This is a genomic window from Streptomyces sp. NPDC001204, from assembly GCF_053598035.1.
The window spans coordinates 1-15,319 of the sequence record NZ_JBSFJL010000001.1 but is presented as its reverse complement, the minus strand read 5'-3'; the positions used below and the strand labels follow the sequence as shown (position 1 = coordinate 15,319).

General features: G+C 72.2%; 12 protein-coding genes. 6 read left to right on the top strand and 6 right to left on the bottom strand.

The annotated features are described in order from the left end of the window. Window positions 1-275 precede the first annotated feature (275 nt). A complete protein-coding gene (locus ACWC91_RS00060; protein ID WP_450643750.1) occupies window positions 276-986 on the bottom strand; it encodes a response regulator in 711 nt (236 codons plus the stop codon). Next, window positions 983-2,653: a sensor histidine kinase gene (locus ACWC91_RS00055; RefSeq protein ID WP_450643749.1), complete on the bottom strand. Its 1,671-nt coding sequence runs from the start codon at window positions 2,651-2,653 to the stop codon at window positions 983-985. The genes ACWC91_RS00060 and ACWC91_RS00055 overlap by 4 nt, the downstream gene beginning before the upstream one ends. A 164-nt stretch (window positions 2,654-2,817) precedes the next feature. Between ACWC91_RS00055 and ACWC91_RS00050 the strand changes: the two genes are divergently transcribed. Beyond that, window positions 2,818-4,191, top strand: coding sequence for a cation:dicarboxylate symporter family transporter (locus ACWC91_RS00050; protein ID WP_450643748.1), 1,374 nt, complete (start codon window positions 2,818-2,820; stop codon window positions 4,189-4,191). 69 nt (window positions 4,192-4,260) lie between these two features. On the opposite strand, the gene ACWC91_RS00045 is transcribed toward ACWC91_RS00050, so the two are convergent. Then, window positions 4,261-4,878 carry a TetR/AcrR family transcriptional regulator gene (locus ACWC91_RS00045; RefSeq protein ID WP_225075634.1) on the bottom strand — a complete coding sequence of 206 codons (618 nt, stop codon included), beginning with the start codon at window positions 4,876-4,878 and terminating at the stop codon, window positions 4,261-4,263. Between the two features lie 107 nt (window positions 4,879-4,985). On the opposite strand from ACWC91_RS00045, the gene ACWC91_RS00040 reads away from it, so the two are divergent. From ACWC91_RS00040 to ACWC91_RS00020, 5 genes are all read left to right on the top strand, one after another. After that, complete coding sequence (locus ACWC91_RS00040) at window positions 4,986-6,653, top strand: MFS transporter (protein ID WP_225075635.1); 1,668 nt, start codon at window positions 4,986-4,988, stop codon at window positions 6,651-6,653. 106 nt (window positions 6,654-6,759) lie between these two features. Continuing rightward, window positions 6,760-7,524, top strand: a complete 765-nt coding sequence (locus ACWC91_RS00035; RefSeq protein ID WP_281156300.1) for a DUF2127 domain-containing protein — start codon at window positions 6,760-6,762, stop codon at window positions 7,522-7,524. Between the two features lie 61 nt (window positions 7,525-7,585). Further along, a complete protein-coding gene (locus tag ACWC91_RS00030; RefSeq protein ID WP_225075637.1) occupies window positions 7,586-8,014 on the top strand; it encodes a MerR family transcriptional regulator in 429 nt (142 codons plus the stop codon). A gap of 14 nt (window positions 8,015-8,028) precedes the next feature. Next, complete coding sequence (gene trxA / locus ACWC91_RS00025) at window positions 8,029-8,343, top strand: thioredoxin (RefSeq protein WP_141366240.1); 315 nt, start codon at window positions 8,029-8,031, stop codon at window positions 8,341-8,343. Between the two features lie 188 nt (window positions 8,344-8,531). Continuing rightward, a complete protein-coding gene (locus ACWC91_RS00020; protein ID WP_450643747.1) occupies window positions 8,532-10,766 on the top strand; it encodes a HelD family protein in 2,235 nt (744 codons plus the stop codon). A gap of 121 nt (window positions 10,767-10,887) precedes the next feature. Here the strand turns inward: ACWC91_RS00020 and glgB are convergent, their stop codons facing one another. From glgB to ACWC91_RS00005, 3 genes are all read right to left on the bottom strand, one after another. After that, window positions 10,888-13,287 carry a 1,4-alpha-glucan branching enzyme gene (glgB, locus tag ACWC91_RS00015; protein ID WP_376502527.1) on the bottom strand — a complete coding sequence of 800 codons (2,400 nt, stop codon included), beginning with the start codon at window positions 13,285-13,287 and terminating at the stop codon, window positions 10,888-10,890. A gap of 171 nt (window positions 13,288-13,458) precedes the next feature. Beyond that, on the bottom strand, window positions 13,459-14,853 hold the full coding sequence (locus tag ACWC91_RS00010; protein ID WP_225075640.1) for a maltokinase N-terminal cap-like domain-containing protein: 1,395 nt from the start codon (window positions 14,851-14,853) through the stop codon (window positions 13,459-13,461). Window positions 14,854-14,967: 114 nt separating this feature from the next. Further along, a partial coding sequence (locus ACWC91_RS00005; protein ID WP_450643746.1) for an alpha-glucosidase C-terminal domain-containing protein occupies window positions 14,968-15,319 on the bottom strand: 352 nt, incomplete at its 5' end.

Genomic DNA, 15,319 nt, shown 5'->3' with positions numbered 1-15,319 from the left:
TCCGATGAGGCCCGCGCGGGGCCGGTCTCCCGAAGGGGCCCGCGCGGAGCCCGCGGCGGCCAACGCGTCCGGTGCGGCTGCCGCGGTCGCGACTCCCGCGGTCGCGTCTCCCGCGCCGGACGGGTTCCCCTGCGCCCCACCGGGTCCGAGGACCTACGAGGCCACCCGCGGACGTGCGGTTCCGGCCTGCGATTGCGCGGGTGGCCCCGCCGGTTGGCCGCGCCGCCCCGGCACCCGGCTCTCCACAGCAGCTCTCCTCAGGCGTGCGCCACCCTCTACCGGTCCCCGCCGCTCTCCCGCACCCACCGGTACACCAGTTCCGGCCGGCCCACCTGCCCGTACAGCGGGCTGCGTACGGCCCGGCCCGCGTCCACCAGGTGCTCCAGGTAGCGCCGGGCGGTGATCCGGGAGATGCCCACCGCCCCGGCGACCCCCGCCGCCGTGAGTCCTTCCCCCGCCTCGCGCAGCGCGTCCGTCACCCGCTGGAGCGTCGGCGCGCTCAGGCCCTTGGGGAGGGCGGCCGGGCTCGGGGCGCGCAGGGTCGCCAGCGCCCGGTCCACCTCGTCCTGGCCGCCGACCTCGCCGACCGCCGCGCGGAACTCGGCGTACCGCACGAGCCGGTCCCGGAGCGTGGCGAAGGTGAACGGCTTCAGGACGTACTGGACCACCCCCAGCGAGACCCCTTCGCGCACCACCGCCAGGTCCCGTGCCGAGGTCACCGCGATCACGTCCGCGTGATGGCCGCCCGCCCGCAGGGACCGGGCCAGCTTCAGTCCGTGCACGTCCGGCAGGTGGAGGTCCAGCAGAAGCAGGTCCACCGGGGTGCGCTCCAGTGCCCGCCGGGCCTCGGCGCCGGTGTGCGCCTTGCCCACCGCGACGAATCCCGGCACCCGGCCCACGTACAACACATGCGCGTCCGCCGCGACCGGGTCGTCCTCCACCACCAGGACGCGGATCGGCTGCGTCCCGCTCCCGCCGTCCGTCATGCCACGCCTCCGGGCAGGCCGCGCCCGGCCCCGGACCCGGCCCTGCGGGTCACGTGGTCCTCCGTCCCCTGCGTCAAGGGCAGCCGCGCCTCGAACACCGCGCCGCCCCCTTCGGCCTCCGTCACCGTCAGCGTCCCCACGTGCCGCCGTACCGCCTGCCGTACCAGCGTCAGGCCCAGTCCCCGCCCGCCGGGGCCCGTCGGCTTGGTGGAGAAGCCGTGCTGGAACACCCGGTCCGCGTGGGCCGGGTGCACGCCCGGCCCGGTGTCCGCGACCCGCAGCACCAGCTCGCCGTCCTCCGCGCACGCCGTGACCGTCACCCTGGCCGGCATGCCCCCCTGCGCCGCGTCCACCGCGTTGTCGACGAGGTTGCCGAGGATCGTCACCAGGTCCCGGGGCGGCAGGCTCCGCGGCAGCAGACCGTCGTCCAGACCGCTGTCCGGGGACACCACCAGCTCCACGCCGCGCTCGTTGGCCTGGGCCGCCTTGCCGAGCAGCAGCGCGGCCAGCACCGGCTCGCTCACCGCGCTGACCACCTGGTCGGTCAGTGCCTGGGCCAGCTCCAGCTCCGCCGTCGCGAACTCCACGGCCTCCTCCGCCCGCCCCAGCTCGATCAGCGACACCACCGTGTGCAGCCGGTTGGCCGCCTCGTGCGCCTGGGAGCGCAGCGCCTGGCTGAAGCCGCGCTCCGAGTCCAGTTCCCCCATCAGCGATTGGAGTTCGGTGACGTCCCGCAGGGTCACCACCGTGCCCCGGCGCTGCCCGCCCGACACCGGTGAGGTGTTGACCACCAGCACACGCGAGTCCGTCAGGTGCACCTCGTCCACCCGCGGCTCGGACGCCAGCAGCGCGCCCGTCAGCGGGGCCGGCAGGCCGAGGTCCGCCACCGACCGGCCCATCACGTCCTCCTCGCGTCCCACGCCCAGCAGTTCCCGCCCGCCGTCGTTGATGAGCGCCACCCGGTGCTGCGCGTCCAGCATCAGCAGGCCCTCGCGCACCGCGTGCAGGGCGGCCTGATGGTAGTCGTGCATACGGCTGAGCTCGGACGCGTTCATGCCGTGGGTGTGACGGCGCAGACGCGCGTTGATGACGTACGTGGCGATGGCGCCGAGCGCGAGGATCCCGCCCGCGACCGAGAACAGGGCGATGACCTGTTCCCTGACCCGCTCGCTGATCGCCTCCACCTTGATGCCGGCGCTGACCAGACCGACCACGCGGCCGTCCTCCTCGACGGGTGTGACCGCGCGGACGGACGGGCCGAGGGTGCCGGTGTAGGTCTCGGTGAAGGACTCGCCGCGCTGGGCGCGGGAGATGTTCCCGAGGAAGGGCCGCCCGATCTGGTCCGGATCCGGGTGCGTCCAGCGGATGCCGCCCGGGGTCATGATCGTGACGAAGTCGACGCCGGTGTCCTGCTGGACCTTCAGCGCGAACGGCTGGAGCTCCGCCGAGGGGTCGGAGGTGCGGACGGCCGCCAGGACCGAGGGGGCGTCGGCGATCGAGCGGGCCACCGCCGTGGTCTGGCGCCGGGCCGACTCCTCGGCCTGGCCCCGGTCGCTGACGTAGCTGAAGAGCGCGTACCCGGCCACGACGAGCGCCAGCAGCACGGCCTGCATGGCGAACAGCTGGCCCGCCAGGCTGCGGGGTCGGGGGAGGACGGGTATGCGCATGCGGCCAGTCTGCCTCTTTCCTTCTGGCGTGAACTATGTGGCGTGAACTTAATGAACGGAAGCGTGACCGCCCTCACAGGAAGGGAGATAGTCGCGGCATTCCCCCACACCCGGACGTGAGCCGCACGCCGGTGATGCCGATGACGTCGTCAAGGAGGGCCGCCTTGAGCAGCGCAGCCGATACGGCACCTGCCGCACCCGCACCCGCAGCCAAGCGGGACCGTACCCACTATCTGTACATAGCGGTGATCGCCGCGGTGGTCCTGGGCGTCGCCGTCGGGTTCGCCGCGCCCGACTTCGCCAAGGAACTCAAGCCACTCGGTACCGGCTTCGTCAACCTGATCAAGATGATGATCTCGCCGATCATCTTCTGCACGATCGTGCTCGGCGTCGGTTCGGTGCGCAAGGCCGCGAAGGTCGGCAAGGTCGGCGGACTCGCGCTCGGCTACTTCCTCGCGATGTCGTTCGTCGCCCTGGCCATCGGACTCGTGGTCGGCAACATCGTCCACCCGGGCAGCGGGATGCACCTGACGGAGGCGGTCAAGGGCGTCGGCCAGGCGCAGGCGCAGGCCGCGAGCGAGGGACCGGTCGACTTCGTGCTCGGCATCATCCCGACCACGCTCGTGTCGGCGTTCACCGAGGGCCAGGTGCTCCAGACCCTGCTGGTCGCCCTGCTCGTCGGGTTCGCGCTCCAGGCCATGGGCCGCAGGGGCGAGCCGGTCCTGCGCGGAGTGGAGCACATCCAGCGGCTGGTCTTCCGCGTGCTCGCCATGATCATGTGGGCAGCCCCGATCGGCGCCTTCGGCGCCATGGCCGCCGTCGTCGGCGAGACGGGCATCGACGCCCTGAAGGCACTCGCCGCGATCATGCTCGGCTTCTACGTCACCTGTCTGCTGTTCGTGCTCGTGGTGCTGGGCGTGCTGACCCGGCTGGTGGCCGGCGTCAACATCTTCCAGCTGCTGAAGTACCTGGGCCGGGAGTTCCTGCTGATCCTGTCGACGTCGTCGTCGGAGTCCGCGCTGCCCCGGCTCATCGCGAAGATGGAGCACCTGGGCGTGAGCCGTCCGGTCGTCGGCATCACCGTGCCGACCGGCTACTCCTTCAACCTCGACGGCACGATGATCTACCTGACCATGGCCTCGCTGTTCATCGCCGACGCGATGGACCAGCCGCTGTCCATCGGCCAGCAGATCACGCTGCTGCTGTTCATGATGATCGCCTCCAAGGGCGCCGCCGGTGTCACCGGCGCCGGACTGGCCACCCTCGCCGGTGCCCTTCAGTCCCACAAGCCCGCCCTGGTCGACGGCGTCGGCCTGATCGTCGGCATCGACCGCTTCATGAGCGAGGCCCGCGCCCTGACCAACTTCGCGGGCAACGCGGTCGCCACCCTGCTGATCGGCACCTGGACCGGCGAGGTCGACAAGGACCGCGTCCGGCGCGTCCTCGCCGGTGAGCTGCCCTTCGACGAGAAGACGCTGCTGGACGACGCCGACGATTCCGCCGGGGTCCCCGAGCAGCGCGAGCTGGCCAAGGCGTAGCGCTCGGCGGGACCCGAGACCCCGTGCCCCTTTCAGGGGGCGCGGGGTCTCGTCGTGTTTCCGGGGAGGTCAGTCGCTGAGCCTGGCCACCAGGGCGGCGGCGAGAGCGGCGGGCACCCCGGCCGCCGTCAGTACCGTCACCGCGGCGGCGCGCCCCGCCGCGTGTGCGGCCAGCAGGTCCTCGTTCACGGCCTCCATCAGCGCGAACAGGATCTGCTCGTGGACGTACGCCAGCGCCGACGCGGGCAGCGGGGAGCTGAAGGTGCCCTGGTCGAGGCCGCGCTGGAGCACTTCCGCGCAGCGGTCGCGGACCGGGGCCAGACGCTCGCGGATGCCCTGCACGGTGACCGTGCGCTGGGCGAGGGCGACCAGCAGCCGGTAGCGGTCGGCGATCTCCCAGACCGCCAGCACCGAGCGCGCCACCGCCTCCGCGGGGTCCTCGACGCCCTCGCGGCCCGCCGCGTGCGCGGTGGCGAGGGAGAGCACCGCCTCGTCGACGAGCGTGCTGATCAGCGCCTCCCGGCTGGGGAAGTGGCCGTACACGGTGCGCCGTACGACACCGGCCGCACGCGCGATCTGGTCCATGGACGCGTCGGGGTCGCGCAGCAGCTCCGCGAGGGCGACATCGAGGATGCGGCGCCGGTTCGCGTCGGCGCGACTGGTGTTACCCGTGGTCATGGCTGACATTCTGCCCTCCTTCGACTTGCACAGCATTGTGCAACGGTCGTACATTGCACATCGTTGTGCAATTGCACTCCGCTGTGCAAGTAGACCGAGGAAGGCGACCCCTGCCCATGCGACTCGTCATGAACGAACCGGCCGAGAGGATGGACCGCCCCTACGCCCGGCGCTGGTGGGCGCTCCTCGTGCTCTGCCTGAGCCTGCTGATCATCGTGATGGCGAACACCGCGCTCACGGTCGCGGCGCCCGACATGACCCGGGACCTCGGCCTGTCCAGCGCCGACCTCCAGTGGGTCATCGACGGCTACACCGTTCCCTACGCGGCGCTGATGCTGCTGCTCGGCGCGATCGGCGACAAGTACAGCCGGCGCGGCGCGCTCGTCCTCGGGCTCGTCGTGTTCGGCGGCGGCGCCGTCTTCGGCTACCTCGCCGACAGCGCGGCGACCGTCATCGCGGCCCGCGCCGTGATGGGCGTGGGCGCCGCGCTGATCATGCCGGCCACCCTCTCCCTGCTGGCCGCGACCTTCCCGCGCGCCGAGCGCGCCAAGGCGATCACCCTGTGGACCGCAACCGCCGGCCTCGCCATCGCCGCCGGTCCCCTCGTCGCCGGCGCGCTGCTTCAGGACCACGGCTGGTCCTCGACCTTCCTGATCAACGTGCCGGTCGCCGCCGTCGCCCTGGTCGGTGCCTTCGTCCTCGTACCGCCCTCCAGGGCGGCGCACCACGGCCGGATCGACTACGTCGGCGGACTGCTGTCCGTGGTGTGGATCGGCTCGCTGGTCTACATGATCATCGAGGGTCCGCACTTCGGCTGGGACGCCAAGGCGGTCACCGCGGCCGCGGTCGCGGGCGTGTGCCTGGTGGCCTTCGTCCTGTGGGAGCTGCGCCACCCGCGCCCGGTCCTCGACGTACGGCGCTTCGGGCAGCGCCGCTTCGCCGGCTCCAACCTGGCCGTCGCCCTGTTCTTCCTGGCCGTCTTCGGCGCCTTCTACTACCTCACCCAGCACCTCCAGTTCGTCCTCGGCTACGACGCCCTGGCCACCGGGCTGCGCATGCTGCCGCTGGCCGGCGCCGTCTTCGCCGGCTCGGCGCTGACCGGCTACCTCACCCCGCGGGTCGGCATGAAGTGGACCGTGACCGCGGGCATGGTCGGCGGCACCGCGGCCCTGGCGCTGCTGACCCGGGTGGACGGCTCGTCCGGCTACGGCGACTTCGTGGCACCCCTGGTGATCCTGGGCCTGGCGATCGGACTCGCCCTCTCGCCCTGCACCGACGCCATCATGGGCGCCTTCCCGGAGTCCGAGCTGGGTGTCGGCGGCGCCGTGAACGACACCTCCCTGGAACTGGGAGGCTCGCTCGGCATCGCGATCCTCGGCTCCCTGCTGTCCACCTCGTACGCCCGGCACCTCTCCGACGCCACAGCCGGCGGCGGACTCCCGGCGGGCGCCCTGTCCACCGCCCAGGACTCGGTCGGCGCCGGATACACCGTCGCTCAGGGCATCGGTGAGAAGGCCCGGCAGCTCGCGGCGCAGGCCGCCCACGCGACCGACCCGCAGCAGGCCGCGCAGCTCAAGGCGCAGGCCGGTCAACTCGCCCAGGGCGCCCAGCGGATGAAGGACGCCGTCGGCTCGTCCTTCTCCGACGCGGTGGCCCACACCAGCCTGGTCGGCGCGGTGATCCTGGGCGTGGGCACCCTCGCCGTCGCCCTGCTGCTGCCACGGGGCGCCGCCCGCGACGAGCAGCCGGCCGAGGAGGCGAAGGAGCTGGTGGGGGCGCTCTGAACGGAAACCTTCCGGCGGCCGTCTCTTACTGTGATGCACTACCGTGCCGTGCCGGATTAATCCGGCACGGCACAACCCCAGGTATGTATGTATGGAGGCACGGGGGATGGCGATCGACTGGGACCGGCGCACGTGTGCGCGCAAGGGGCATGTGACCTACGCCCCGGACGACCCGAGGCTGCGGATCCGGCTGCGCGCGCAGACCGCCCTGGGGGACGTGTGGCGCTGCCTGCGCTGCGGCGACTTCACGCTCGGCGAGCCGCACGGCTCGGGCCCGGCCGTCGAGGCCCCGCTGGTGCCGCGCGGCAAGGTGCTGCGGGACCTGTTCATCCTGCGGTTCCTCGCGTTCGAGCGGGCACTGCGCGGGGTGTTCATCGTGCTGGTCGCGGTGGCGGTGTGGAAATTCAGCAACAGCCAGGACGCGGTACGGCGGCTGTTCGAGAAGTACCTGGACGTCTTCCGCCCGGTCTTCCAGCACTTCCACTACGACCTCGACCACTCACCGGTCGTCGGCACCGTCCGGAAGACCTTCGGCTACCAGCACTCCACGCTGCTCCTGGTGGCCTCCCTGCTGCTGGCCTACGCGCTGGTCGAACTGATCGAGGCCGTCGGCCTGTGGTACGCCAAGCGGTGGGCGGAGTACCTGACGGTGGTCGCCACCGCCGCCTTCCTGCCGCTGGAGATCTACGAACTCACCGAGCACGTCAGCGCGGTCAAGATCACCACACTGGCCCTCAACATCGTCGCCGTCCTCTACATCGCCCTCGCCAAGCGCCTGTTCGGCCTGCGCGGCGGGCGCAGGGCCTTCGACGAGGAGCGCCGCAGCGCCTCCCTGCTGGAGGTGGAGGAGTCGGCCGGCGTGATGGCCTGAGCGGCGGCCGCGTTCCGCCGCCGTTGCCTTGACGTCGGCGTCAGGGCTTACGTTCGTACGCATGCGAATCGGCGAGCTGGCCGAGCGGGCCGGGACCACGACGCGGGCACTGCGGTACTACGAGTCGCGGGGGCTGCTGCCCGCGCGGCGGGACGCGCAGGGCCACCGCTCCTACGACGAGCGCGACCTGCGGCTGCTCAGGCAGATCAGGACGCTGCGGGACTTCGGGTTCGAGCTGGAGGAGACCCGGCCGTTCGTGGAGTGTCTGCGGGCCGGGCATCCGGAGGGCGACTCGTGCCCGGCGTCCCTCGCGGTCTACCGGCGCAAGCTGGACCAGATGGACGCGCTGATCGGCGAGCTGCGGGCCGTGCGGGAGCAGGTCGGCGCGCAGCTGGCCAAGGCCGAGCAGGCGCGGGAGGCGCTGGCCGCCGACGCGCGGGTTCCGGGAGGCCCGGAGCCCAAGTGCGAGCTGGGAGGGCAACAGCGGTGATCAGGGCACCGGGAGTGGCGGAAGTGACGGACGCGGACTTCGCGGCGGAGGTGCTCGGCGCGGACCGGCCGGTGCTGGTGGAGTTCACCGCCGACTGGTGTCCGCCGTGCCGGCAGATGGGACCCGTGCTCAGCGCGCTGGCCGCCGAGCAGGGCGAGCGGCTGAAGGTGGTGCAGCTCGACGTGGACACCAACCCGGACACCACGAACGCCTACAAGGTGCTGTCGATGCCGACCTTCATGGTGTTCCGCGCCGGTGAGCCCGTGAAGTCCATGGTGGGCGCACGGCCCAAGCGGCGGCTGCTGGAGGAGCTGTCGGACGTGCTGTGACCTGCCGGACCCGCTGCGACGGCGGGCCGGAGAATGAGAAATCCCCCGGGTAATTGCGCCCGGGGGATTTCTTTGCGTATATTCGGTGATTCGTGACTTGGTATTCGTCGGGTCACGAAGAAGTTCAGTGAGCACAGTATATCCGGGCGGGAGCTGAATTGTCAAACACCGAATTTCCAGACGGTGAATTGCGGCAGGAGCAGGAATTCATCGACGGACTGTACGCACGCGTGGACGCGCTGCGCGGTGACACCGAGACCTCCGTCGCGGACGCGCTCGCGCAGGGCGACACGCCCATGCAGGCCCGGCTGGAGCGGGACATCCTCGTCGCCGAGCGGTCCGGGCTGCTGGCCGCGCTGAACGCCGTGGACGGCTCGCTCTGCTTCGGCCGGATCGACCTCACCGACGGCGACAGCCACCACATCGGCCGCATCGGCCTGCGCGCCGACGACACCGAGCACACACCGATCCTGATCGACTGGCGGGCCGACGTCGCCCGCCCCTTCTACCTGGCCACCGGCCACACCCCGATGGGCCTGCGCCGCCGCCGGCACATCTCCACCGAGGGCCGCCGGGTCTCCGCCCTGCACGACGAGATCCTCGACCTCGGCGACACCACCCGGACCGGCCACGAGGACCCCACCGGCGACGCGGTGCTGCTTGCCGCGCTCGACTCCGCGCGCACCGGCCGGATGGGCGACATCGTGCGGACCATCCAGGCCGACCAGGACCGCATCATCCGCGCGCCGCACCGCGGAGTGCTCGTGGTCGAGGGCGGCCCGGGCACCGGCAAGACCGCCGTCGCCCTGCACCGGGCCGCCTACCTGCTGTACGAGCACAGGGAACTGCTCGCCCGGCGCGCCGTGCTGATCGTCGGCCCGAACCCCGCGTTCCTCGGCTACATCGGCGAGGTGCTGCCCTCGCTCGGCGAGACCGGGGTGCTCCTGGCGACCGTCGGCGAGCTGTTCCCCGGAGTGAGGGCCACCGCGTCGGACACCCCCGAGGCCGCCGCGGTGAAGGGCCGCGCCGGCATGGCCGACGTGCTCGCCGCCGTCGTACGGGACCGGCAGGCGCTGCCCGATCCCGTGATCGCCATCGAGCACGACCGCGAGATCCTGATGCTCGACGACGGCCTGGTGAACGTCGCCCGTGAGCGCACCCGCGCCGCGAAGCTGCCGCACAACGCGGCCCGCGAGCACTTCGAGGGCCACATCCTCAACACGCTCACCGACCTGGTCGCCGAGCGCATCGGCACGGACCCCTACGACGGCTCCAACCTGCTCGACCCCAGCGACATCACCCAGATCCGCGACGAACTCGCCGAGAACCCGGAGGTCTGGTCGGCCATCGACCAGTTGTGGCCGCGGCTCACCCCGCAGCGGCTGGTGGCGGACTTCCTGGCGGATCCGGAGGGGTACGTCGGCGACGAGGACGCGGCCGCGATCCGCCGCCCGGTGACCCGGGCGTGGACCGTCGCGGACGTTCCCCTCCTCGACGAGGCCGCCGAACTGCTCGGCGAGGACGACCGCGCGGCCCGCGCCCTGGCCGAGCGCGAGCGCGAGACCCAGATCGCGTACGCCCAGGGCGTGCTGGACGTGTCGTACGCGTCCCGGACGTACGAGTTCGAGGACAAGGAGGACGGTGACCCGGACGCCTCGGAGGTGCTGTCCGCGCACGACGTCATCGACGCCGAGCGGTTCGCCGAACGCCAGGAGCAGGAGGACCACCGCAGCGCCGCCGAGCGCGCGGCGGCCGACCGCACCTGGGCGTTCGGGCACATCATCGTCGACGAGGCGCAGGAGCTGTCCCCGATGGCGTGGCGGCTGCTGATGCGGCGCAGCCCGACCCGTTCCATGACCCTGGTCGGCGACCCCGCGCAGACGGCGGAGGCGGCCGGCGTCGGCTCCTGGGCGGACATCCTCCGGCCGTACGTCGAGGACCGCTGGGAGCACACCCGCCTCGGCGTCAACTACCGCACCCCGGTCGAGATCATGGATGTGGCGGCGGCCGTGGTCCGCGCCGAGCACCCCGGTTTCGAGCCCCCGAGCTCGGTCCGCTCCACGGGCGTACGGCCCTGGGCCCGCGCCACCGACGACCTGCCCGGCGCCGTGGAGAAGGCCGTCGCGGAACTCACCCCGGAAGAGGGCCGGCTCGCCGTGATCGCCCCGCGCGACCTGCACCGGCGGCTGGCGGCCCGCCTCGAGGAGGTCGAGGCCGGTGCCGAGCCCGACCTGACCCGGACGGTCGTCCTTCTCGACCCGCGCCAGGCCAAGGGCCTGGAATTCGACTCCGTCCTGGTGGTCGAACCCGCCCGCTACGGCACGAGCGACCTGTACGTGGCGCTGACCCGCGCCACACAACGGCTGGGCGTGCTGTACACGGAGGTGTTGCCTCCGGCTCTGGTGGAGGCGTTCGGGGAGTAGGGGTGGCTGTCCCGGGGGCTGCCGCCCCCGGCCCCCCCGCTTCGGCCCGGACGGGCTCGTCCTCGAACGCCGGACGGGTTGGTCGCAGTCGGCCCGGCTCTTCCGGATGCCGGGGGAATCCTCACGCCGGTCGCAGCCACACCGTCGCCAGGGGCGGCAGCGTCAGGCGGATGCTCGCCGGGCGGCCGTGCCGCCCCTGGGGTTCGGGCTTGAGCGGGTCGGGGTGGACAACGTCGCTGCCGCCGTAGCGGGCCGCGTCGGTGTTGAGGACCTCCCGCCAGGCGGGCACGTCGTCGGGGACGCCGACGCGGTAGTCGGGGCGGACGACCGGGGCGAAGTGGGACACCGCCAGCAGCGGGGTGCCGTCGGTGTCGTAGCGCAGGAAAGCGAAGACGTTGTCGTCCGCCTCGTCCCCGGTGATCCACTGGAAGCCGTCGGGGTGGACGTCGCGCGCCCACAGGGCGGGCGTGGCCCGGTAGACGGTGTTGAGGTCGCGGACCAGGTCCAGCACCCCCCGGTGGTCGGCCGCGGCACCGTAGTTCGGGTCGAGCAGCCACCAGTCCGGGCCGCGGGTCTCCGACCACTCGGCGCCCTGCGCGAACTCCTGGCCCATGAAGAGCAGTTGCTTGCCCGGGTGGGACCACATGAAGCCCAGGTAGGCGCGCAGGTTCGCCCGCTGCTGCCACCAGTCGCCGGGCATCTTCGACACCAGCGAACGCTTGCCGTGCACCACCTCGTCGTGCGAGATCGGCAGCACGTAGTTCTCGCTGTAGGCGTACACCATCGAGAACGTCATCTCACCGTGGTGGAACTTGCGGTGGACGGGATCGTGGCTCATGTACTGGAGCGAGTCGTGCATCCAGCCCATGTTCCACTTCAGCCCGAACCCCAGGCCGCCGAAGCCGCTCGGGCCCCGGTGGTGGGTCGCGCGGGTCACGCCGTCCCAGGCCGTGGACTCCTCGGCGACGGTGACCACGCCCGGCACCCTGCGGTACACGGTCGCGTTCATCTCCTGGAGGAACGCCACGGCGTCCAGGTTCTCCCGGCCGCCGTGCTCATTGGGCGTCCACTGGCCCGGCTCGCGCGAGTAGTCGAGGTACAGCATGGAGGCGACCGCGTCCACGCGCAGGCCGTCGATGTGGAACTCCTCGCACCAGAAAAGGGCGTTGGCGACGAGGAAGTTGCGCACCTCGCGGCGGCCGAAGTCGAACTCCAGGGTGCCCCAGTCCGGATGCGCGGCCCGCAGCGGGTCCGCGTGCTCGTACAGGGGCCGGCCGTCGAACTCGGCCAGCGCCCACTCGTCGCGCGGGAAGTGCGCCGGCACCCAGTCCATCAGGACGCCGATGCCCGCCTGGTGCAGGGCGTCGACCAGGAACTTGAAGTCGTCCGGGGTGCCCAGGCGCGCGGTGGGCGCGTAGAAGCCGGTGACCTGGTAGCCCCAGGAGCCGCCGAAGGGATGCTCGGCGACCGGCATCAGCTCCACATGGGTGAAGCCGAGGTCCTTGACGTACGCCGGCAGCTGCTCGGCGAGCTGACGGTACGTCAGCCCTGGCCTCCAGGACGGCAGGTGCAGCTCGTACACCGAGAACGGGGCCTCGTGCGCCGGGCGTTGGGAACGGCGGGCCATCCACTCCGCGTCGGACCACTCGTGGTGCGAGGCGTGGACGATGGACGACGTGGCCGGCGGCACCTCGGTACGGCGGGCCAGCGGGTCGGCGCGCAGTGTCCTGGACCCGTCCGGCCGGGTGATCTCGAACTTGTACAGCTCGCCCTCGCCGATCCCGGGCACGAACAGCTCCCACACACCCGTGGCGCCGAGCGAGCGCATCGGATACCCGGTGCCGTCCCAGAAGTTGAAGCCACCGGCGACGCGCACCCCCCGGGCATGGGGCGCCCACACCGCGAACCGGGTGCCGGTCACGCCCCCGTGGGTCATCGGATGCGCCCCGAGCGCCTGCCACAGCTGCTCGTGCCGGCCCTCGCCGATCAGGTGCAGATCGAACTCGGCCAGCGTGGGCAGGAAGCCGTAGGCGTCCTCGGTGTGCTGCACCGTCCCCGCGTACTCCACCTCCAGCCGGTACGCGGGCACCTCCGGCAGCGGCAGCAGGCCCGAGAAGAACCCCTCCCCGTCGTCGCGGAGCCCGGCCCGCCGCTCCCCGGCGACCACGGTCACGCCCAGCGCGTACGGGCGGAACACCCGGAAGGCGACCCCACCGGGTACCGGGTGCGCGCCGAGCACGGAATGGGGATCGTGATGCGTCCCCGCGAGCAACCGCTCCCGGTCGCCGGGCCCGACGGCGACCACAGCGGGGTCCTCCGGGCGCCAGGCGGCTGCCGGCTCCGGTGCCACGGGCGCCTGTGCCACGGGCTGCGGCGCCGCGGGTCGGGCGGCTGCCTTCGTGGCCGGTTTCTTCTTCACCGCCGTCGCCGCCTTCTTGGCGGTCTTCTTGGCGGCGGCCCCGGTGGCCGCGGCCTTCGCGGCCTTCGCGGCCGTCGTCTTCGCGGCGGTCTTCTTCGCCACTGCCTTCTTCGCCGTTGCCTTCTTCGCGGCTGCCTTCTTCGCCGGTGCCGGCCGGTCGTGGCCCGCGGCCTCGGCCGTGTTCTTCGGATCAGAACCGCTGGACGGGGTGCGGGGGGTCACGGGTGGTGCCTCCTCGGCGCAGGTCGGATGCGGTGGACGGGGGACAGGGGGTCAGGTCGTGTCCGGAGCGGCCAGGCGGTGAACCGCGGACATCGGTACCGGGAGCCAGTCGGGGCGGTGCCGGGCCTCGTAGAGCACCTCGTAGATCGCCTTGTCCGTCTCGTAGGCGCGCAGCAGGACGGGGTCGGTGCGCGGGTCGCTCCCGCTGACCTCGGCGTATCCGGTGCAGTACGCGGCGCGGCAGGCCTCTGCCCACTCCGGTGCCGGTGGGCCGCCGGCCGAGTGCGCCGCGTAGTCGAAGGAGCGCAGCATCCCGGCCACGTCCCGCACCACGGGCTGGGCCATCCGCCGCTCGGCCAGCGGTTTCGCCGGCTCGCCCTCGAAGTCGATCAGCCACCACTGTCCGGAGGCGGAGCGCAGGCACTGCCCGAGGTGGAGGTCGCCGTGGATGCGCTGCGCGGTCCAGATGTGGCCCTCGGCCGCCAGATCGGCCAGCGCCTCGAACGCGGAGCGCAGACCGGGGACGTACGGGCCGAGCGCGGGCACCGCCTGCGCGGCCGACTCCAGGCGCTCGGTCATGCCGTTCACCAGGATCTCGAGCTGCATGTGGCCGAGTGTGACCGTGGGCAGCGCGTGGGCCAGCGCGGTGTGCACCTCGGCGGTGGCGCGGCCCAGCGCCCGCGCCTCGGCGCCGAAGTCCTCGCCCTTGGCCAGTTCGCGCAGTGCCAGCTCCCAGCCGTCCGAGGCGCCCTGCACGAAGGGCTGGAGCACCCCGAGCACGTACGACTCGCCGTCCAGCTCCGCCGTCATCCACGCCGTCGGCGGCGGCACCCGCGAGCAGCCCTCCTCGGCCAGGGCCAGCGGCAGTTCCAGGTCGGGGTTGACGCCGGGCAGCACCCGGCGCAGCAGTTTCAGGATGAACGTGTCGCCGTAGACCACCGACGAGTTGGACTGCTCGGCGGTGACCACGCGGGGAACCAGGTCGGGGCGTATCTCGTCCCGCCGTTCGAAACGCAGCCCGCCGATGCGGGCCCGGGTGCGCAGTGCCTCCAGGATCACCTCGGCGGGCCGGGGGTCGTACAGCGCGTCGTACACCGTGCGTCCGGCGAGCGGGCCCTCGTGCACATGGCCGATCAGCGCGGGCGCCAGCCGTGGGGGCAGCGCCTCGCGCACGCCTATGAGCAGCTGGTAGCAGTCACCGGGGTGCGGGACCGTGCCGTGCACGGGCGCAAGCGGCTGGTGGGCGCGGACGAGCAGGTGGTACAGGCCCAGCTTCCGGTCGCCCGGCAGCAGCTCGGTGGCGGCGACCAGCGAGAAGCCCGTCACGGGACGGCCCTTTCCCGAGAACCAGCGCTGCCGCGGCAGCCACTCCCGCAGCAGCGGGTCCAGTGACGCGAGGAGACCGGGGCTGCCGGCGGTGACAGAGCGTGTGACGGCTTGCGACATGGCTTCCGACATGGCGTCGCGTCCAATCGCTGGTCGGGTGTGACTGACGCGTGCCCACGGGCGGGGCGAAGGAAACGCCCGCCCCGCCCCGGGGCGAACGTTGCCCGCCGGGCACTAGACGGCCGCGTCCTTGCGCAGCCGGAACCAGTAGAAGCCGTGACCCGCCAGGGTCAGCAGGTACGGCAGCTCCCCGATGGCCGGAAAGCGCACCCCGCCGAACAGCTCCACCGGATGCCGTCCGTGGAACGCGCTCAGGTCCAGCTCCGTGGGCTGGGCGAAGCGGGAGAAGTTGTGGACGCACAGGACCAGGTCGTCCTCGTACTCCCGCAGGAACGCGATGACCGCGTGGTTGGAGGACTGGAGTTCGGTGAAGGAGCCGAGCCCGAAGGCGCGGTTCTGTTTGCGGATCTCGATCATGCGGCGGGTCCAGTGCAGCAGCGACGAGGGGGAGGACATCGACGCTTCG